The following is a 20,791-nucleotide window of genomic DNA, read 5'->3' on the forward strand; positions in this document are numbered from 1 at the left end:
TCTTTACATTTCACCATAGTATGAAGTGAGGTAATCATACCTTTCTATATTAAAGAGGAGGTGCGGTGTGATGCCTAATAATCTAGTATTTAATAATGTAGCGGAAAATCTTAAAACGCAAATATATGGAAGCACATCTGGTGGCACTGTCACAAGTGTGTTAGTAGATTCCAATGGTAATATACAACTTGGTGGTAGCGTTACTGCTACCATTGCTGCTGGTACTGTTACTGTTGTTGGCGGTAACATCACTGCTACCGTTGCTGCTGGTACTGTTACTGTTTCTGCTGTTTCTCAAGGTACTGTGACTGTCGTTGGTGGTAATATTACTGCTACTGTTGAGGCTGGTACTGTTACCGTTGTTGGCGGTAATATTACTGCTACCGTTGCTGCTGGTACTGTCACTGTTTCTGCTGTTTCTCAAGGTACTGTAACTGTCGTTGGCGGTAATATCTCAGCTACTGTCGCTGCCGGCACCGTAACTGTTGAAGGCGGTAATATTACTGCTACCGTTGCTGCTGGTACCGTAACTGTTGTTGGTGGTAATATAACTGCCACTGTAGCTGCTGGTACCGTAACTGTTATTGGTGGTAATATTACAGCTACTATTGCTGCTGGTACTATGACTGTTGCTGGTGGTAGTATCTCAGCTACTATTGTAGGCCATGGATTTACAACCTCTAATTCAACACTTAATACTAATACTGCAGCGTTAACTAATACAGCTTTCCAATTTGATACTTCTCAGTTCGACAATCACTATTCCTTCTATATAATGAATACTGGAACAGCTACTGTATCTGTTAGACTACAAGTTAGTCCAACAACCACAGATTCTTACTTTGTTAATGATAACACTGCTGAGGTTACCCTCACTCAAAATCAAGCAGTTGTACTAGTTCCTGGTTACTTCTTGAACTATACAAGAGTACAAGTATTAGGAGTAGGGTCTGATACGTCAACTGTAGTAGCTTATATCAACGCTCAGAACTAATTATTAAGTGAACTTTGATTCTATAGAGGGCAGGGGCATCATTCCCCTGTCTGTTACATAAATTAATTTAAGTGGGAGTGATTGATTTGAATGCTAAGCTTAGCGTATGCATGATAGTAAAAAATGAAGCTAAAAGTATAGGGAGATGCCTTGAAAGCATAGTTGATATAGCAGATGAAATTATTGTTGTTGATACGGGCTCCATTGATAATACAAAAGAAATAGCAAAAAAATATGGAGCTAAGGTATATAACTTTAAGTGGGTAGATGATTTCAGTAAAGCAAGAAATTATTCTATTGATAAAGCTACAGGTGATTGGATTTTAATTTTGGATGGTGATGATGAATTTGAAAAACAAGATGTTCATAAACTGTTGGATATAATAAATAATTCTGATGAAGGTGATATATTTATCTTTAATTCTATATGTTACGTGGGCGATACAGCTGGTAGTGAAAAAATAATGAATGTCAACATTAGATTATTTAAAAATAAACCTCAGTTTAGATACCAAGGTAGAATACATGAGGGAATCAAACCACAAAGTAAAGATGTTGTAACAAAATTCAGTGATATTCGCATATACCACTATGGATATATAAACACTTATGTAAAAGATCAAAAAAAACGAGAAAGAAATATGAGGATATTAAAAAAGGAATTAGATGAAAATCCAGACAATCCTTATTGGTTATTTTGTATAGGAAATGAATATTTTGCCTTGAATGAGCTTGATAAAGCATTAGAATATTTTCTTTCTTCCTATGAAAAATGTAATATGCAAGATATTTATGTCCCTAAAGTTATATTAAGAATAATAATGATCTATGATGCTTTAAATAAACCAGATGAAGCTTTAAAATATATCGATGAGGCTCTATCTCATTACCCTCAATATACTGATGTTGAATTTTTAAGAGGAGGAATATACCATAAACTTGGACATATTACTAAAGCCATAAGAAGTTTTCAACACTGTATAGAATTAGGAGAACCTCCTTCCACTCTTAATTTTTTGATGGGAGTTGGGAGTTATAAAGCGTATTATGCCTTAGGTAACGTTTTTCATCAAGTAAGCGACTATGATGAGGCTCTAAAATGCTATAATCAAACCCTTCTAGTAAAAAATGATTTTTATGACGCTATTATTAAAATAGGGGATATTCTCACAAAAATTTATAAAACACCAGAGGATATTAAGAAAAATTTAGAGCAGTTTTTTGATTTAAATAATCCGCTAAACTATTCTAATATGGAGGAAGTACTATTTTCAGCAAAACAGTATCAACTTGCTTTAGATTATGCTAATAGTGCACTAGCTAACGAAATTAGAGTACCATATATGACTTATAAAAAAGCTATGTGTATGTATAATTTAAAATTATATGCTGAAGCGATAAAAGAATTTGAGAAAATAGATCCAGATAACGCAAATTATTTAGATAGTCAAATAATGCTTTTTATATGCTATTCAGTTTTAGATAAATTTGATGCTGCAGAAAATGTTTTATCAAATATCGAAAACACTAATAATAGTAGTAAAGTACACCAAACGTTCACCTGCTTAAATAGTATTTTCAAATCTAAAGGTAAAGAGACCTTGTGTGAGGATGTAGAAGAGTCCAATGAATATTTACCTATTATTATAAATATATTAGATGCTTTTCTTCGCGTAAGGGAATTTGAAAAATTTGAAAAAGCCCTTGAGCTATTTAATTGCCTGGAAAGCAATAATGCTTTACTTGAATTAGCAAAATTATATGCTAAACATGGGCTAATAGGAATGGCTGTAAGTGAAATAAAGAGATCTATCAGTGTTTTTGATAAATTAGATGAAGAATCTGCTTATATTTTATCTAGAAGTTTTTCATTTAAAGAACTTAAATCCTAAAGTTTATAACTATAACAAAGAGAAAATATTAGCTTTCTTAAGAAAATTTACACAAGAGACATTCAATAAAGGATGTGAGATAATGCCATCGGCGATTTTTTATTCAGATTCTAGTATAACATTAGATGAGGCAAATCCTTCTGTTACATGGGCTGGTAGCCCCTATTTAATTGTAGGTCTATACTATAATACTAACCCGCCATCAGTCTATAGAAGCTTGCTTCACTTTAATATAGGCTCGATACCGGCAAATGCAGAAATACAAAACTGTATTTTAAATATGCATGTTATAAATACTGTAGATTCTAATGTACAAGATTTTTTTACTCCATACCTTGTAACCTCACCCTGGAATCAGTCTACTAAATGGGCAACTCAACCAGGAATAAATTATTCTATTAAAGGGTCATCTACAGAGATAGCTGGTATAGGTAACGTGCCTTTTGATGTAACATCTATAGTTAAGTACTGGATTAGTTCTGGAATAAATAGTAGTTTAGTATTAAAATCTACAGAGACTGTAGAACTTAGTCCAAAAACTTTTGTCAGCAGTAACGATACCACCCACACAGATCTCAGACCATTTTTAAATATACAATATAATGATCCAGCGCCTATAACAGTATTCAAAAGAAGATTTGAAACTACTTCAACTATTACACCAACTTCAACTACTCTACAGACAAGTCCTGCAATAGATGTATCACAAATCTTTGATTACACAATTTTTATTCAGAATGCTGGTTCAAATTCAATAAACTTGACTTTACAAATAAGCCCTGATGGAGTAAATTTTGCTACAGAAGCCCAACAACCTATATCTCCTGGAAACCTAGTACCACTAGTATCTAGATATTTAACTAATTATATAAGGTTCATGTATGTTTCACCTGGAGGTACTAGTAATTTTAAATACTGGATAGTAAAGCAAATATAAAATAAATAATCTATTAGATAACATTATATTTTATCTAATAGATTATTATTTTTATAGATATTTTTTTATAATCTCATGAAGATTTTTTGCTCTAAAAAGCCATGAATTTTGGTAAGCAAATCTTTGTCTGTTTTGCTTTTTTTTAAGATTTTTTTCCTTTACCGCTATGTTTAAAAGACTATGAAATTGTTCATAATCTTTTGCCACATATACATAATCTCTATCTATAGAAATCATCTCTAAAATAGCAGTAGATACTACAGGTTTACCTGTGCTTAGATATTCATATAGCTTAACAGGACTTACACAATTAGTCATAGGTGTAATCTTAAATGGATTTATAAAGACATCCATCTCCTTCATATATTTTATAAGATCCTTATAATCTTTTCTACCAGTAAAAACTGCATTGTTGTAATTAAAATTAGGTTTTATATCGTAGAAATCTCCTACAAATACAAATCTTTTATCTGGATTTTTCTTTATAATATAATCTATTAAATTGTAATCTAACCAAGATGCTAAACTTCCTATAAAACCTACTTGTTTTACTCTATTATTAGCTACTATTTCAGCTTTTTTAAAATACTCAAAATCTGCTCCATTTCTTATCATATGGACTTTTTCACCATACTTCCTTTGCAACATATACAGTCCCTGAGACGAGCACGTTATTATATCTGCCTTTTCACTCAAAACATCGAAATTTTCCTTCCAATGTTCGAACTGTTCTGATGGGAAATCTATACAATCGAAAATTAGTATATTATGTGGAATCTGCCTATTTAAATTGTGTTCTGGAGGGTAGCTTTCAAATAATATTATAGGTTTACTTAATTTTCTATAATTAATAGAGTACCTCTTGCTAACTAATAAAAAATTATTATTTATTTTTTCTATATCACTCTTCTGTTTTATATGGATGTCAGGGTTTATAAATATACACTTATATCCCAACAAGCTCATATTGAGTAGTAGTTGTTGAGGCCTTTGAAACATCCATTTAAAGTCAACAGGAGATGGATAAATTATAGTAGGCATACTGCCACCCCCAAATTGTATTTATTAGTAATATTCTATATTTACAGCTAACCAACATCAATCTAAACAGTCATCCCTAGGATAAAAATCATCTGGAAATAGCTTTAGTTCAAAAATCTCTTTGCATAGAGAAATCGAATCGTCTTTATACTCTTCGCATTCTGGCGGATTAGTACAATATCCTAAAGCAGGTATAAGCAAATCTACTTCTCCGACAATGCTTACTTCAATGAATGTACCTACTGAAAATATAAAGGTACCATCTTTGAAAATAGGTGCATTTAAAAGTTGAGATCGAGTATTAACAATAGTTTTTAGTTCCGTTTCACTTCTTGTATCAGGTACATATAGCACTATATTTCTTTCATTATCCTCTATTACATCATTTACTATAAATAAATTATTACTCTTATCATAATATTTAAAAGCATATGGTATTGCTAAAGAAAAACTTATTTTTGAGAAACTAGGATTGTCTTTTAGAGAACTTCTTCTATATGATCCTGGAACAATATATCCTTTAAAAAACCTAACTTCATCTACAATATAGGAATATATAGAATTTAATTGAGCTTTTGCTTTAACATCCTTAAAACACACTCTTAAAACACATCTAGAAAATATCTTATTTTCCCTTATACATACAGCTTCACTTATATCACTAAGTTGGTATGGATCTGTAAAATTTACATCTTGAGAAGGCATAAAATCCAAATTTGAATTTACTGCAACAATACCTATTGGTTGACTAAATCCTTGTATTGTTGCTTCTACCCTATTTGTTAATGAATTTATTATAGAAATGGTATTTTCAGTAGTATTTGAAACTAATAACTTTTCACCATCCGGGGTAGAAGTAATCCTTTCTGGACCTATTCCCACTGATATGCTAGACATAACTGAATTTAATAACGCGTTAACTATAGTTACATTGTTTCCTAAGCTATTTACTACATAAAGATTGTTTTTAAGCAACTTCATCCCAATAGGAGCATTTCCTACATTAAATATAGTAAAGATTACTTCTAGATTGTTTATATCTATAACTGATATAGAGTTGTCCATTGTATTTGATATATATGCTATATCATCATTCTCGTTAATTTCTATAAATGATGGTGCATTTCCAACAAGAATATTTCCTATAACACTTCCATCTTTAGCATTATATATTGTTACTTTGTTATCATCTAATACAAATAATTTATTTTTCGAATTGCTAAGTTTTATAAACTTCACACTATAAAAGCCATCAACTCTCCACAGTAAATTACCCTTTTCTATATTATAAACTGCTAAACTACTAATGTTACTAACATACACTCTTGTCATGCTAAAATCTACATCTATATGACCATTATTAGGCATTTTCAAAGTTTTAACGCTACCATTAGCACATACTATAGAAATAGTGTTCGATCCACTATTTGCAACGAATATTTTATTTTCACTTCCTGTTACAATGTCATAGGGTTGAACATTACACTCAACTTTTTTGATAATTTCATTTTTTACTCCGTCTACTATCGATAAAGTTCCTTCTGCATAATTTGCAATATAATACATGATTTTATTTAACAAATCTTTCATGTTAAAAATTCACTTCCCATTCACACCTCAAGATAATGGTTTTACATATACTTAGTTAGCATACTTAAGTAGTTGATTAATCTTATAGATAACAAAACTAACAACTACTATACAATGCTAATATTATAATATGCAAATGTTGTACTTTATTTGAAAAAGTTTTGTCAAAACTAAACCATTGTATTATATTTTTTAGTGTGCTTTAATTAAGCATATTACTAATATATGCTGTGAATCAACTTTTAATCTACCATATCTTCATCTTTTAAATGTATAAAATGATTTCATCTTAAAATCACTATGATATCTTTATAAAATAAAAAAAGAGAATTGTTAAAAACAATTCTCTTTTTTTATTTGGAGGCGCCACCCAGATTTGAACTGGGGAATAAAGGTTTTGCAGACCTCTGCCTTACCACTTGGCTATAGCGCCGTATTTGGAGCGGAAGACGGGATTCGAACCCGCGACGTTCACCTTGGCAAGGTGACGCTCTACCACTGAGCCACTCCCGCGTTATGTGGTGGCTGGACCAGGAATCGAACCAGGGACACGAGGATTTTCAGTCCTCTGCTCTACCGACTGAGCTATCCAGCCAATTTAGTTTTTTATGGCGACCCAGAAGGGACTCGAACCCTCGACCTCCGGCGTGACAGGCCGGCACTCTAACCAACTGAGCCACTGGGCCATATTTATGGTGGGCACAACAGGGCTCGAACCTGTGACCCTCTGCTTGTAAGGCAGATGCTCTCCCAGCTGAGCTATGCGCCCTCACCAATTTTCTAAGACATATAAGATTATACAACAGTAATTTAATCATGTCAACATTTTTTATGATTTTTATAAATTACTGAGTATTCTCAATATCTTCTTAACAAACATTATCATATAAAATTAAATACAACTTGTCAAAATGCCAATTGTAAATTATATAAACTTATATTCGTTTATCTTAATTTGTCACTATCATTCTTTTAATTTCCCACTTTTCAAGTTTTAAAATAATTCTATTTATCCTTAGCGAATTTAAGAAGTTCGCCGATTTCCTCTGAAGTAAACTTATAACTTTTATTACAGAAATGACATTTTAATTCTTCTTCTTTCCCTTCATTGTACAAGTCTTGTAAATCTTTTTCTCCTATACTAATCAAGGCTCTCTCAACTCTTTCTTTAGAACAATCACATTTATATGAAGGCTCCATATCCTCTAATATCTTTAAATCCATATCATCAAATATAAAATTCAAAATTTCTTCTATAGTCATCCCTTTACTTATCATTTCCGTTATAGAAGGTATTTCTTGAAGTCTATAGGTTATTATGTCTGCAACTAATTCATTTGCTCCTGGCATCATTTGGATTATAAATCCACCAGCAGCACTTACTCTTAAGTCTTTATCCACAAGTACTCCTAATCCTACTGCAGATGGAGTTTGTTCTGAAACTGTAAAGTAATACGCTAAATCATCACCTATTTCACCTGTGTATATAGGTACCTGACCAACATAAGGTTCTTTTAATCCCATATCTCTTATGATAAATAAATTACCATTTTTTCCTACAATTCCACTTACATCAAGCTTTCCTTTTTCATTTGGAGGCAAATCAGCTTGAGGATTGCCAATATATCCTTTTACATGTCCATCAGCGTGAGATGTTACCACAACACCTTGAGCATCTCCTCCTCCGGAAATTTTCAAAGTTAAAGAATCGCTTTCTGACTTAAGCATAGCCCCCATAAGACTTCCTGCTGTAAGCATTCTTCCAAGTGCTGCTGCTGCTGTAGGAGCACAATTATGAACTTTAACACCTTCATTTACAAGGTTAGTTGTTATTGCAGCTATTATTCTAATATCACCATTTTGAGCTGTAGCTCTCACTATTTTATCATTCATTTTTTTTCCTCCTTTTAGTCGGAAACACGGGGTAATTTAACCCGTTCGCTCCCGCTCACAAATTACCCGTTAAAGTCCATTTAGGACTTTAACCTCCTTTTTTCACCACATAAACTATTCTTTCTGTTATGTCCTCTATATCTCTATCCTCATAATTATTCATTTTCATAACTATTTCAAGCCCTATTTCCTTTAAGATTGTTTCTATTTCTTCGCATCTATAAGCTCTTTCACTATGTTGCTCATCAAATCTTTTATACAGTTCTCCTTGTTTAACAAAAAAAGTAAGATACATGTCCACAATATCCTCTTCAAGAGAGTTCTGCCAAATATAAGTAACATTCTCATCATCATAATTATAGACATTATTCCCTAGAACTTCTGTAAGTTTATAATATGAATTAATATCAAATATAAAAATACCTTCATCCTTTAAATGGTTTAAAACGCTTGAAAAGTATTCTTTTAAACTGCTATCTTCTAATATATAGTTTGTAGAATCCAAGCAACAAGTAATTAAATCAAATTTTCTATTTAAGTTCAATTCAGTTATGTCCTGACAAACGAATTTGATATTATTTCTATTACCTCTTAATTTAGTCTCTGCTTCTGTAAGCATATCATAAGATAAGTCAACAGCCCAGGTATTATTAAATTCAGATACAATTTCTCCTGTAATATTTCCTGTACCACATGCAAGATCTAAATAATCTTTTCTATTTACCTTTAATTCATCGCATATCTTTAATATCTGACTTGCCCATTGCTTATAATTTATGTCACTATTTATAAGTTCATCATAAATATGAGCAAATTCTTTATAACATTCCATATTAATTCCCTCTCAAAGTTAATAAAATACACTTCTAAATTATCTACCAATTAATATTATATATTTTTAATACATAAGTCAATAATCTAGCTTATTAACATAAACTTATATATAGCTCTTTTATAATCTATATCTTTGTTCATTTAAAATAACTTCATTTTTAGGAATGTTTAACTCTTTTTTTCTCTTAGTCATTATACCGCCTATTCTCCCTGTTTCCTCAGCAGTTAGGCCGCTCCACCCATACTTATCTACCTTATCTTTTAGTCCTAACTCTTCTGCTATTTCATATTTTAATTTCTCCCTAAGCTTCTCTGCTTCTGTTAACTCTCTATGAGACTTTAATTTAGCTTTTATAACCTTTTTTAATGGTGTTTTTGTCATATTATACCACCCTCCCACTTTTCTGTTTATTATTTTTTACATTTAATAAACTATTTATACGTTATAATATTGGTTATAAATAAAAATTAGCTTAATAGTGAATTTATAATACAAATCTAATAAGGGACTACCTCATAATGCATAGATATACATTATGAGGCAGCCCCTTTACCATTAATTATTTCTACCACTAGTATAAGCATATTTTAATTCAACATCTGGCCCGAATAATGGTGTCATTACACCCTTTACATATTTATATTTTAAGATTTGTCTATTTCTATATACAATGGGTGAAATTACTGCATCTTTTGACACAAGTATGTTTTCAGCCTCCTTAAAGGCTTCAAACCTCTCTTCATTTCCATTTATCCCAATACTATTTGCTTTTCCTACTAGTGAGTCATATATAGGATTTGACCATCCAGTTGGTATAATGCCCGCACTAGCGATCCATAGATTCAATTCAGCAGAAGGATCATTGTAATCCCCTGTCCAAACTATACTAGCCAGTTGATATTCACCTGAGTTTATTCTTTTCTGGAACATTGGATAATCAACATATTCTATTTTTAAATTTATTCCGAGATTTTTACAGTACATTTTTTGAAAGAATTCCGCTATATTTCTTTGATCTATATCTGCCCCCGCTTGTAAATAACTTATTGTAATTTTACTTGTATCCGCCTCCATCCCCAGTTCTTTTAACCCTTCAATTAAAAGTTTCTTAGCATCCGGATATTCCTTCTTTAACTCTTTTATTGGCTCAAAGTTAGCTTTTTCCCTAAAACCTTCCTCTCCTATTTGCACAGATGGCGACACCCACCCATAAGCCGGAGCATATAGCCCCTTCCATAAATCTTTACTGATAGCCTCTCTATCTACAGCTAATGAGAAAGCTTTTCTAACCTTTGGATTACTAAATATCTTATTATTTTGATTATAAATTTCACAATTTATAGATGGTTCCTCTACTTTTAAAATATCAATCTCATTCTTCTTGTTAAGCTTGTTATTCCATTCTGGTGATATACCACCTACCAGATCTAGCGAATTATTTAGAAATTCATTCATTATATCTGTGTCATTTTTTTCTATTTTCATTATTATTTTTTCAAGCTTAACAGATTTAGCATCCCAGTATGAGTTATTTTTTATCAACTCTAGTTCTTTGTTATGAGTCCACTGTTTTATTAAAAATGGACCATTAAAAACTAGTGTATTCACCTCAGTTCCATATTTATCTCCATACTTTTCTACAATATCCTTTCTTTGAGGCTGCATTATTTCGTAACTTGTTAACTTTAAAAAATATGCACAAGGTCTTTCTAGTGTAATTTCTAATGTTTTATCATCTAGTGCCCTTACTCCTAATTTGTTCGAGGATATATTACTAGACTTATTTGTTTCCAAAACATTATATTCCTTAGCTCCCCTTATTGGATATAATAAAAATGCATTTTGTGATTTAATGGCTGGATCTAGCGTTCTCTTAATCCCATACTCATAATCCTTAGCTGTTACCTTCTTACCATCAGACCATTGATTATCTCTTAAGTAGAATGTCCATTTCAATTGATCTGGAGACACTTCCCATCTTTCAGCACCAGCAGGCTTGACTATATTTTTGCCATCCTTATCTTCCTCTACTCTTGTTAGGGATTCGTTAACCTCGAAGAGAATTTGAGATGAGTACCTATCAGTTGATTTAGATGGGTCTAAAATTTTTGGTTCATCTTTTAATATAATACTTATGTATTGTTCGCTATCATTTTTATTTAATTCCGAATTGGTTTTAATTGTGTTTTTTCCACATCCCCATAAAGAAAAAATAGTAAGAACTATTATTATGAATCCAATCTTTTTGATCTTCAATAAATTACCTCCTTATGTTTTCGAATTAGATCTTTATGGTTTTTTTTACCTATTATACATTATTGGTAGTTTGTTAAATTTTTATTCAAGTGGTCTCTACAAAACTTCTAAAAATAGTTATATGTATGCATAAAAAAAACTTGAAATGTATAATTACGTATGTTAAACTAATTGTAATTTAATAACGATACTTACCTTAGGGTAGAGGTGCTGTAATTAATAGTATTTATTTTTAGTCGGCAGACGCTAAGAAATAGAGAAAGGAATTATGGCCGAAGAAAATAATTTGGCGGAATTATTTTCTGGCTTTGCACATAATATGTGTAAGGTTGTCACTTAAGTTTTTGTTTTATACAATAACTTAGCTATACGATTTTTGTATGGTTTCATTTATGAAGGTGGAGAGCTACAAAGGTACACAGAGTTGCATTGTATTTTTTGTGCAGCAGAGGTGTTCCTTTGCTGCTTTTATTTTTCTAGAAATTATATACAATTATATAATATAATTAATTTAAAGCACTTTTTGCAATATATTAAGCAATTTTAGCAATAATTTATGCAAAAATTCAACATATAATATAATTAGCTGAGTAGAATTCTTTAAGCAGGTATACAAAATCTTAAGTCCTAATTGCTTGAGGTTTTACAATAAACTATAAATAAAATTTTAGGGGGTATTTAAAATGAAATACAATGTAGCAGTAGTTGGCTGTACAGGCATGGTTGGAAGAAAGTTTTTAGAAGTATTAGAAGAAAGAAATTTCCCAGTGGATAAAATTTATCTTTATGCATCTGCAAAATCTGCTGGAAAAATGATAAAATTTAAGGGTATAGATGTTGTTGTTGAGGAACTAAAAGAAGATAACATTAAAGATAAGAAGATAGATTTCGCACTATTTTCCGCTGGTGGAGATGTAAGTAAAGCGTTTGCTCCTATATTCGCTAAATACAATATTACTGTTATAGATAATAGCAGTGCTTGGAGAATGGATCCTGAAGTTCCTCTAGTTGTACCTGAAGTAAACCCTGAGGATATCAAATGGAACAAAGGGATAATTGCAAATCCTAATTGCTCTACAATTCAAGCAGTAGTTGCACTAAAGCCTTTACATGATAAATATGGAATAGATAGAGTAATATATTCAACTTACCAAGCTGTATCTGGTGCTGGAATGGGTGGTTATAATGACTTGTTCGAAGGTTATAAAGGTACTGCACCAAAAAAATTTCCTTATGCTATAGCTGGTAATGTTATTCCTCACATAGATGTATTCATGGATAACGGATACACAAAAGAAGAAATGAAAATGATTAGCGAAACAAAAAAAATATTACATGATGATAACTTAAAAATCACAGCTACTACAGTTAGAGTGCCTGTAGTTTATGGGCACAGCGAAAGCATCAATGTAGAATTAAAAAATCAATTTGAACTAAATGATGTATTTGAATTATATAAGAATTCAAAAGGAGTAATCTTAAAAGACGATGTTCAAAATCTTGAATACCCAATGCCTATAGATGCTGCAGGTCGTGATGAAGTTTTTGTTGGAAGAATTAGAAGAGACTTTAGTACTGATAATGGCTTAAATTTATGGGTTGTAGCGGATAACATAAGAAAAGGAGCAGCTTCTAACGCTATTCAAATAGCCGAATATATAATTAGTGAAAATAAGTAATTTATATAAATCTAAAACATAAATTACTTATGTATATAAAAATATTTAAGATGAGGTGTTTGTATGAGTTTATTTAAAGGTTCCGGTGTTGCTATAGTAACTCCATTTAATGAAACAGGAGTAGATTTTAAAAAATTAGAAGAACTACTTGAATGGCACATTAAGTCAAGCACAGATGCTATAATAGTTTGCGGTACCACTGGCGAAGCATCTACAATGAGCGAACAAGAAAGAAAAGAAACAATAAAATTCACAGTAGACATAGTAAATAAAAGAATTCCTGTAATAGCTGGAACAGGAACAAACAATACTGCTGCATCAATAAACATGAGCAAATGGGCTGAAAGTATAGGTGTAGACGGACTTTTAGTAATAACTCCTTATTATAATAAAACTACACAAAAAGGTCTTGTAGAACATTTTAAAGCTATAGCTACAAGTGTTAAGACTCCTATAATTGTTTATAATGTTCCTGGAAGAACAGGCATGAATATTACTCCAAAAACACTAAAAGAACTATGCCAATTTGATAATATAATTGCTGTTAAAGAAGCAAGTGGAAATATAAGCCAGATAGCTGAAATAAAAGCTTTATGCGGCGACAGACTTGATATATATTCTGGAAACGATGATCAAATAATTCCTATACTGTCTTTAGGTGGCGTAGGTGTTATATCAGTACTTGCAAATATAATTCCTAAAGATACTCATGATATGTGCGAATTATATCTTGCTGGTAAAACTAAAGAGGCTTTAAAAATACAATTAGATTCTCTTGCTTTAACAAATTCTTTATTTATAGAAACAAATCCTATACCTGTTAAAACAGCTATGAATGTTTTAGGAATGAATGTTGGAAATTTGAGACTTCCATTATGTGATATGACTGATGCAAATTTAGAGGTTCTAAAGAAAGAATTAAAAAATTACGGGCTTTTAAAATAACTTTTTAAAATAGAATTATAATCTTAAGTGTAGCATCATATAATATGAAGATAAACTTTATAAAATAAAGACATAATTCTCATATTATTTGATGCTATAATTTTAACACATTTTATTTTTAATTAATTACTAGGAGGTTTACAATGGTTAGAATTATACTAAGTGGATGTAACGGAAAGATGGGAAGGGTTATTTCAAGTATAGTATCCAACTTCCCAGACTTAAGCATCGTAGCAGGTGTTGATAAAAGTAACCAGCAAAACACTTATCCTGTATTTTCAAATATTGATGATTGTACTGTTGATGCAGATGTAATTGTTGATTTCTCAAGACCAGATGCATTAGATAGTCTTCTTAAATATGCTAAAGAAAAAAATGTAGGTATTGTATTATGTACAACGGGTTTCAGTGATGAACAGATTTTAAAAATTAAGGAAGCATCTAAAGAAATTCCTTTATTCCGTTCAGCAAATATGTCTATAGGAATTAATGTAGTAAATAAAGTTTTAAAAAGCATAAGTGCACTACTTTATAAGGACTTTGATATAGAAATAATAGAAAAGCATCATAATCAAAAAGTTGACTCACCAAGTGGAACAGCTCTTCTACTTGCAAATACAATAAAAGAATCCTTACCTGAAGAAACTATATTTGTTCACGGAAGAGAAGGTATAGCTAAAAGAAGCCCTAAGGAAATTGGAATACATGCTGTTAGAGGTGGAAGCATAGTTGGAGATCATGAAGTTATCTTTGCAGGACAAGGAGAAGTCATTGAAGTTAATCACTATGCGATTTCAAGAGAAGTATTCGCTGTAGGCGCCCTTAAGGCGTGTCAATTTATGTATGGCAAAGGAAAAGGTCTATATTCAATGGATGATGTAGTTAAATAAGAAATAAGTTTCAATAAGAAGAAGTATAATTCATTCAAACTCAAATATAAATGAACTATACTTCTTTTAAATACTTTATTTATATATGTAAAAATTCACTTCAAATCATACTGTATATATTGTTCACAAGATGTTTTTTTATACCACATCTTCCTTACATTTTAATACTGCACTTTCTTTATCATCAAAGAATTCTTTAGTTAATTTAAATACTTGAGGGCTTAAACGAATAAGTGCAATAATATTTGAAATTACACCTAAACCGATTACAATTTCTCCAACTGACCAGACTATTTTTAATGCACCTACAGCACCCATGAAAATAAATAGTAAGAATCCATATCTGTATATTTTTCCAGCTTTAGCTCCACCAACATAGTTCATTGTAGACTCTCCATAATAGCATAAACCAATTAGTGTAGAGTAAGCGCATAATATAATACTTATACTAACAACATATGATAAGAAAGGATGAACTTTTCCAAAAGCTAAACTAGCTAATATATTTGGTGACGCTCCTGTTTGAAGAACACCACTTGTTAAAATAGCTAAAGAAGTTATAGTACATACAACAAATGTAACGATGAATACTTCTATAATTCCCCACATACCTTGACGTGCAGGATGATCTGTCTTTGCCGTAGCATGTGCTATAGGAGCTGTACCTTGTCCAGCTTCATTAGAGTATAATCCTCTATTTATTCCGTATCTAATAGCTGTTGCTACTGCAACACCGCCTAATCCACCACCAAAAGCAACAGGTGAAAATGCACATCTGAAAATAAGACTAACTGCTTCAGGAACTTTTGATATGTTAGCACATATAACTATAGTTCCTGATGCAAGATAAAGTAAAACCTTAGCTGGGATAAGTTTTTCAGTAACCTTACCTATTCTTGATATCCCCCCCATAGAAACAATACCTACAAGAGCTATAATTATAAGTCCAACAATTTTAGGTGAAATATTGAAATAGTAAACGATATTTCCAGCAAGAGCATTAGATTGAATCATAGTTCCTGCTAAAGTATTTAATATTAAAGTAACTACGAACCATGTTGCTAAGAATTTAGATTTTAATCCTTTTCTCATATAGTATGTAGGTCCACCAACAAATTTACCTTCTTCATTTTTTTCTCTATATGCTATACTTAAAGTAATTTCTGCATATTTAGTACACATACCAACAAAAGCTGCAACCCACATCCAGAATATTGCACCAGGACCTCCAAAAGCTAACGCCGTTGCAACTCCAACGATACTTCCAACACCTACTGTAGATGCTAACGCTGTTGTTACAGATTGGAAAGGAGTTAATGTTCCTTCTCCTGGAATGTCCTCTTCCTTTACAAATATTTTCCCAAATGTTTCTTTAAAAATAAAACCAATCTTTCTTATTTGTAAAAATTTTGTACCTATTGTTAAATAAGCACCTAAGCCAACCAATGCACATATTGTCCAGGGCCCCCAGACTAACGCCGATATTTCTTTTAATAAAGTCTCCAAGTTTTCCATTGCTCATCCTCCATTTAACATCTATTTATAAGCTCTTCAACTCTTCTATATATAATTATTTTTTAAAACCTTTACATAACTATTGAAAAATCGAAATACTCACGCTATTGCACATTGATGTTGCTTATTTTTCTTATATTCTATACATGCTTCTACAAATGCCTTAAAAATTAAAAAATGTTCTTGGTAATGCTCTACCATCATTTCTGGATGCCATTGTGTTCCAATTACAAATCTATCCCCTTTTAATTCTATAGCTTCAACAATTCCATCTGGCGCTGAAACTGCAACTTTAAAGGCATCCGCAACATCTTTTATTGCCTGATGATGATATGAATTCACTTCTATTGTTGTCTTATTTATAACCTTACAGAACTTGCTATTTTCTTTTATTTCTGCTTTATGTACCGGATTATATTTTGGTGAACCATACATAGAATGATTTATATCTGCATTATTTTTTAGTTCTAATGGCACTTGACATAAATCCTGATAAAGAGTTCCACCACAAGCAACATTTAAAAGCTGATATCCTCTGCAAATACCAAAGACAGGCATTTCGCTTTTATTAATAACATTTTTTATCAAACTCAATTCATGTTTGTCTCTTCCCGGATTAAGAGGTCCTATTTTAGATCCCATAAATTCACCATAATGTTTAGGATGAATATCATTTCCTCCAGCAAAAAGTACTCCATCAACCATATCAGTAATATCTTCAATATTATTTTCATTATTATACACAGGAATAATTATAGGAATTCCACCAGCTCTTTCAATAGCCTTAACATAATCATTTGTAGTAAGCTGCCAATCAAGCTTGCTACCTAAACTACCAAAAAGTTCACTTAATCCACTACAATAATCTGCACATATGCCTATAATCGGTTTCATTTCTACTCCTCCTACTTACTTAGTAAAAAATTTAGTTATCATTGAGAATATAATTAAATAGTGTCTATCTGTTTTGTATTGAATATCTGCTCCTTTCTTTATATGAAATGATTTTTTACTATGCATATTTATAAGCAAAATATGTGCCAAAATAAAATTAGCAGATTTAGTGTAGTTTTAATTACTTTTAAAATCTAAATTGTCAAAATGACAAGTCATTTTGACAATTTAGATTAAATATATTAGTTTTGATTAAATATTAACAATGGTAAAGTCTATTGTCATTTTGACAATAAGTTTTTCATTTTGAACAATAAATTTTACAAATTGTATTTTTTTATGTCTCTATATAAAGTAGAAAGGCTTATCCCTAACTCTTCTGCAATTTTTTGTTTACCTTTAAGTGTACTACCGTACTTAATCAGTAGATTTTGAAGGCAGTTTCGTCTTATTGATTTTAAATTCTTATATTTTTCATTTTTTGCTTCACTATTGATTTTTCCTGGAACGCATGCAGTTGTTAATATATCTGTATTAGCCATATTAACCGAATACTCAATTACATTCTCTAATTCCCTTACATTTCCAGGCCATTCGTATAACAATAATTGTTTTTTTACCTCTTCTGATATGCTAATAATATTCTTTTTAAACTTTTCGTTATACTTATTTAGAAAATATTCAGCTAATAGTATAATATCCTCCGGCCGTTCTCTAAGAGAGGGGATCATTAAAGGTATTACACATAATCTATAAAAAAGATCTTCTCTAAACTCCCCCGCCTCAACCATTTCTTCCAGGTCTTTATTCGTAGCTGCAATTATTCTAACATCCAATTTTATTGGTTTTACTCCTCCTACTCTTTCCAATTGACCATATTCAATTACTCTTAATAATTTAGGCTGCAAATGCAGTGATAAATCTCCAACTTCATCAAGAAATATCGTTCCACCATTGGCAAGCTCAAACTTGCCTGGTTTTCCTCCTTTATTCGCTCCTGTAAAAGCACCGCTTTCATATCCAAAAAGTTCACTTTCAAGAAGATTCTCAGGTATAGCCGCACAATTGATTGCTATAAAAGGTTCTTTCTTCCTTTCACTCAGTTCATGAATTGCTCTAGCAAATAACTCTTTACCTGTCCCACTTTCTCCTAAAATTAAAACATTAGATTCATATTTGGCAGCTTGTACTGCAAGATTTTTCGTCTTATTCATTAAACTACTGTTTCCTACTATACTATCAAGGTTTATATTTAAATGGGAAGCATCTGCCAAAAGCTGATATGCTATATTGCTTAATTCTTTTTTATGTTTGAATTTAAAAAGAATATCCGACTTTTCATTATCGCTATTAATAAATTTAACACTTACAAACATTCTATTATTAGGAATTGAGCATCTTAAATCTACTTCCCACTCTTTACTACTGTCTTCTTTTGCATCACTTATTATATTCTCTAAGCAAGCTTCCGGAAAAATATTTTTAATGTTAGTTTGATTCTTTAACATTGCTTTCATATTGCTGTTATATCTAATTATTTCACCACAAAAATCGGTTAACACAATTCCTTCACTTATTGAGTTTAATACTGTTATTAACCTATCCTCTGTTTCTTTTTCTTTTATCTTTGTTATAATAGTATCTCCAAGTCTTTCAAGAAATGTAATTAATTTACTCTTAATCTTAATTAGTTTATCTTTAAGCTCAGGTGTTAAAGATGCAATTGTAATCGCCCCAATACACTTGCATTCATTTTTTATAGGATATATTATTGAATATTCTCTTTCACATTTATTATAATCTTTCATTGGACATGTATTGCAAATTTCACTTTCCTGTGGATTATCAATAATTAAGAGAACCCCTTTTTTAATTACATAATCATTTGCACAACCTTTAGGAAGTGCTATTCCAGTAGTTTCCTTAAATACACCAGTTCCTGCTACCCTTATTAAATGCTTGTCAGTAACATAAATATCAAATTCGATAACTGAACTTGTTGTTTCTATTAAATTCTGTATAAATTCTTTTATTTTATACATTAAACTGTGCATAACGCTTTGCCCCTTTATCAATGAGTCATTTTTCTTTGAAAATATATCCAAATGTTATAAAATAGAATACATGAAAAGGCAGTTTTTAAAACTGCCTTTTCCTAACTAGAAATCTGCTTATTTGTTTCTTCTATTTATTAATGCAAGTACTCTGTTCATTTCGTTGTTAACTATCATGTAGCCTTCGTCTACACCCATTCCTGGTTTTGCAAGTACCTGTTTTGCTCCACAAGCCATACCTATGTTTGTTGTAACTTCAGCAGATCTATTAGTTTCGTTGCAAGTTCCTCCACAATAAGCTCCAATACCATGTTCTTTGCAGTACATTATAGCATCAGCTATATTGTTAACTCCTCCAAGGTCTGGAGTCTTTATTTGAACCATATGTCCAGCTTTGTTATCAGTAAAGAACTTAACATCTTCTACAGTGTTACACCATTCATCGGCAACTAATTCTACTTTTATTCCTCTTCCGTCTATCTCAGCTCTTAAGTCTCTCATTGCTTCCATTTGTTTTTGTCTATCTTCTACATCCATAGGTCCTTCAATTCTTAATTGGAATGGCTTAGCAACTTCTTCTAAAGTTCCTAAGTAATCAGCCATAGCCTTTATGTTGCAATCAAATGCAGCCCCAATTGTTCCATAAACATCTATATGGAATATTGGATTATATTCTTCTGTTGTTCTTAATTGTAGAACTCTATCTCTTAGCCATTTAACATAGTCTAATAACTTTTCACCTTTTAATCCAAGCTTTTCTTCTACGTTATTTATAAGTGCATGAGGCATTACATCTGCACCTTTTATGATCATTTTGTCTGAGTTATCGTATCTGTCGTCTCCTGATTGAGTGAATATTGGAACTCTTTTAATTTCAGCTTCTGGATTATATTCATTTCTTATAACTTCAGCCATAGTTATTTTTTGTGATTTTGCTACAGCATCAAGTATTGCCTGAGATACTCCGTATCTTATAGCTGTGTGTAATCTATTTCCGTTAACTTTCATGTTATCAAATTCTTCTGCAAGAGCTTTAAAGCTGTTTAACTCTCTTCCTATAAGCTTTGGTGCTATTTCATTTTCTATTACTGGTATAAAGTCTTTTGCTAAAAATAGTGGGTCTCTTCCGCCTGCTCCTGAATATTGAACTGCAGCACAATCTCCGTGTGCTACTTGACCGTCTTCAAGCACTAACATAACAGATATAGCTTCTCCCGCCTGTCTTACACTAGTAAAGCCGTCTGTTACAGGCTCTCCTACATATGTAAATCCATCATGCTTTGCTCCTTTTTTTATTGCTCTTTGGTCATCAAAATAAAATCCAGTTTTTCCTTCTGCACAAATAACATCAACTATTTTCATTTTTTACACCCATC

General features: G+C 31.4%; 16 protein-coding genes, 5 tRNA genes and 1 riboswitch. Of the genes, 6 read left to right on the forward strand and 15 right to left on the reverse strand.

The annotated features are described in order from the left end of the window. The first annotated feature begins 70 nt into the window (after positions 1-70). From ACZ5N4_RS23420 to ACZ5N4_RS23430, 3 genes are all read left to right on the forward strand, one after another. Entirely contained in the window at positions 71-994 is a 924-nt protein-coding gene (locus ACZ5N4_RS23420) for a DUF6385 domain-containing protein (RefSeq protein ID WP_464204885.1), read from the forward strand. Positions 995-1,080: 86 nt separating this feature from the next. Then, positions 1,081-2,886, forward strand: a complete 1,806-nt coding sequence (locus ACZ5N4_RS23425) for a glycosyltransferase (protein WP_464204886.1) — start codon at positions 1,081-1,083, stop codon at positions 2,884-2,886. Further along, on the forward strand, positions 2,828-3,823 hold the full coding sequence (locus ACZ5N4_RS23430) for a DNRLRE domain-containing protein (protein WP_464204887.1): 996 nt from the start codon (positions 2,828-2,830) through the stop codon (positions 3,821-3,823). Before ACZ5N4_RS23425 ends, ACZ5N4_RS23430 begins: the two co-directional genes overlap by 59 nt. 51 nt (positions 3,824-3,874) lie before the next feature. On the opposite strand, the gene ACZ5N4_RS23435 is transcribed toward ACZ5N4_RS23430, so the two are convergent. From ACZ5N4_RS23435 to ACZ5N4_RS23485, 11 genes are all read right to left on the reverse strand, one after another. Continuing rightward, entirely contained in the window at positions 3,875-4,864 is a 990-nt protein-coding gene (locus ACZ5N4_RS23435; RefSeq protein WP_464204888.1) for a glycosyltransferase, read from the reverse strand. 57 nt (positions 4,865-4,921) lie between these two features. Continuing rightward, the gene (locus ACZ5N4_RS23440) at positions 4,922-6,454 is read right to left on the reverse strand and encodes a YncE family protein (RefSeq protein ID WP_464204889.1); all 1,533 of its coding nucleotides are present in this window, start codon (positions 6,452-6,454) and stop codon (positions 4,922-4,924) included. 358 nt (positions 6,455-6,812) lie between these two features. After that, positions 6,813-6,887 (reverse strand) — tRNA-Cys (locus tag ACZ5N4_RS23445). A gap of 5 nt (positions 6,888-6,892) precedes the next feature. Beyond that, positions 6,893-6,967, reverse strand: a tRNA-Gly gene (locus tag ACZ5N4_RS23450). A gap of 6 nt (positions 6,968-6,973) precedes the next feature. Then, positions 6,974-7,049: transfer RNA gene (locus ACZ5N4_RS23455), tRNA-Phe, on the reverse strand. Between the two features lie 14 nt (positions 7,050-7,063). Further along, a tRNA-Asp gene (locus tag ACZ5N4_RS23460) sits at positions 7,064-7,140 on the reverse strand. Positions 7,141-7,147: 7 nt separating this feature from the next. Next, positions 7,148-7,223: transfer RNA gene (locus ACZ5N4_RS23465), tRNA-Val, on the reverse strand. A gap of 236 nt (positions 7,224-7,459) precedes the next feature. Then, positions 7,460-8,347: an Hsp33 family molecular chaperone HslO gene (hslO, locus tag ACZ5N4_RS23470; protein WP_464204890.1), complete on the reverse strand. Its 888-nt coding sequence runs from the start codon at positions 8,345-8,347 to the stop codon at positions 7,460-7,462. A gap of 88 nt (positions 8,348-8,435) precedes the next feature. Continuing rightward, entirely contained in the window at positions 8,436-9,179 is a 744-nt protein-coding gene (locus ACZ5N4_RS23475) for a class I SAM-dependent DNA methyltransferase (protein ID WP_464204891.1), read from the reverse strand. A 120-nt stretch (positions 9,180-9,299) separates the two neighbouring features. Further along, entirely contained in the window at positions 9,300-9,563 is a 264-nt protein-coding gene (locus ACZ5N4_RS23480; RefSeq protein WP_464204892.1) for a small, acid-soluble spore protein, alpha/beta type, read from the reverse strand. Positions 9,564-9,737: 174 nt separating this feature from the next. Then, positions 9,738-11,438, reverse strand: coding sequence for a peptide ABC transporter substrate-binding protein (locus tag ACZ5N4_RS23485; RefSeq protein WP_464204893.1), 1,701 nt, complete (start codon positions 11,436-11,438; stop codon positions 9,738-9,740). 194 nt (positions 11,439-11,632) lie between these two features. Next, positions 11,633-11,855, forward strand: a riboswitch (Lysine riboswitch). Positions 11,856-12,121: 266 nt separating this feature from the next. Here ACZ5N4_RS23485 and ACZ5N4_RS23490 point away from each other — a divergent pair. The 3 genes from ACZ5N4_RS23490 to dapB all read left to right on the forward strand — a co-directional run bounded on the left by ACZ5N4_RS23490 (position 12,122) and on the right by dapB (position 14,952). Then, positions 12,122-13,117 (forward strand): aspartate-semialdehyde dehydrogenase, encoded by a 996-nt coding sequence (locus ACZ5N4_RS23490; protein ID WP_464204894.1) that lies wholly within the window; start codon positions 12,122-12,124, stop codon positions 13,115-13,117. A gap of 63 nt (positions 13,118-13,180) precedes the next feature. After that, positions 13,181-14,062, forward strand: a complete 882-nt coding sequence (gene dapA / locus ACZ5N4_RS23495; protein ID WP_211143987.1) for a 4-hydroxy-tetrahydrodipicolinate synthase — start codon at positions 13,181-13,183, stop codon at positions 14,060-14,062. 143 nt (positions 14,063-14,205) lie between these two features. Next, positions 14,206-14,952, forward strand: a complete 747-nt coding sequence (gene dapB, locus ACZ5N4_RS23500) for a 4-hydroxy-tetrahydrodipicolinate reductase (protein WP_464204895.1) — start codon at positions 14,206-14,208, stop codon at positions 14,950-14,952. 138 nt (positions 14,953-15,090) lie between these two features. On the opposite strand, the gene ACZ5N4_RS23505 is transcribed toward dapB, so the two are convergent. The 4 genes from ACZ5N4_RS23505 to ACZ5N4_RS23520 all read right to left on the reverse strand — a co-directional run bounded on the left by ACZ5N4_RS23505 (position 15,091) and on the right by ACZ5N4_RS23520 (position 20,777). Beyond that, positions 15,091-16,467, reverse strand: a complete 1,377-nt coding sequence (locus tag ACZ5N4_RS23505; RefSeq protein ID WP_464204896.1) for an alanine/glycine:cation symporter family protein — start codon at positions 16,465-16,467, stop codon at positions 15,091-15,093. Between the two features lie 99 nt (positions 16,468-16,566). Then, positions 16,567-17,361, reverse strand: coding sequence for a gamma-glutamyl-gamma-aminobutyrate hydrolase family protein (locus ACZ5N4_RS23510; protein WP_464204897.1), 795 nt, complete (start codon positions 17,359-17,361; stop codon positions 16,567-16,569). Positions 17,362-17,681: 320 nt separating this feature from the next. Then, positions 17,682-19,415 carry a sigma-54 interaction domain-containing protein gene (locus ACZ5N4_RS23515; RefSeq protein ID WP_464204898.1) on the reverse strand — a complete coding sequence of 578 codons (1,734 nt, stop codon included), beginning with the start codon at positions 19,413-19,415 and terminating at the stop codon, positions 17,682-17,684. Positions 19,416-19,532: 117 nt separating this feature from the next. Then, the gene (locus ACZ5N4_RS23520) at positions 19,533-20,777 is read right to left on the reverse strand and encodes a methylaspartate ammonia-lyase (RefSeq protein ID WP_464204899.1); all 1,245 of its coding nucleotides are present in this window, start codon (positions 20,775-20,777) and stop codon (positions 19,533-19,535) included. Positions 20,778-20,791 lie beyond the last annotated feature (14 nt).

Source organism: Clostridium nitrophenolicum, assembly GCF_055391695.1.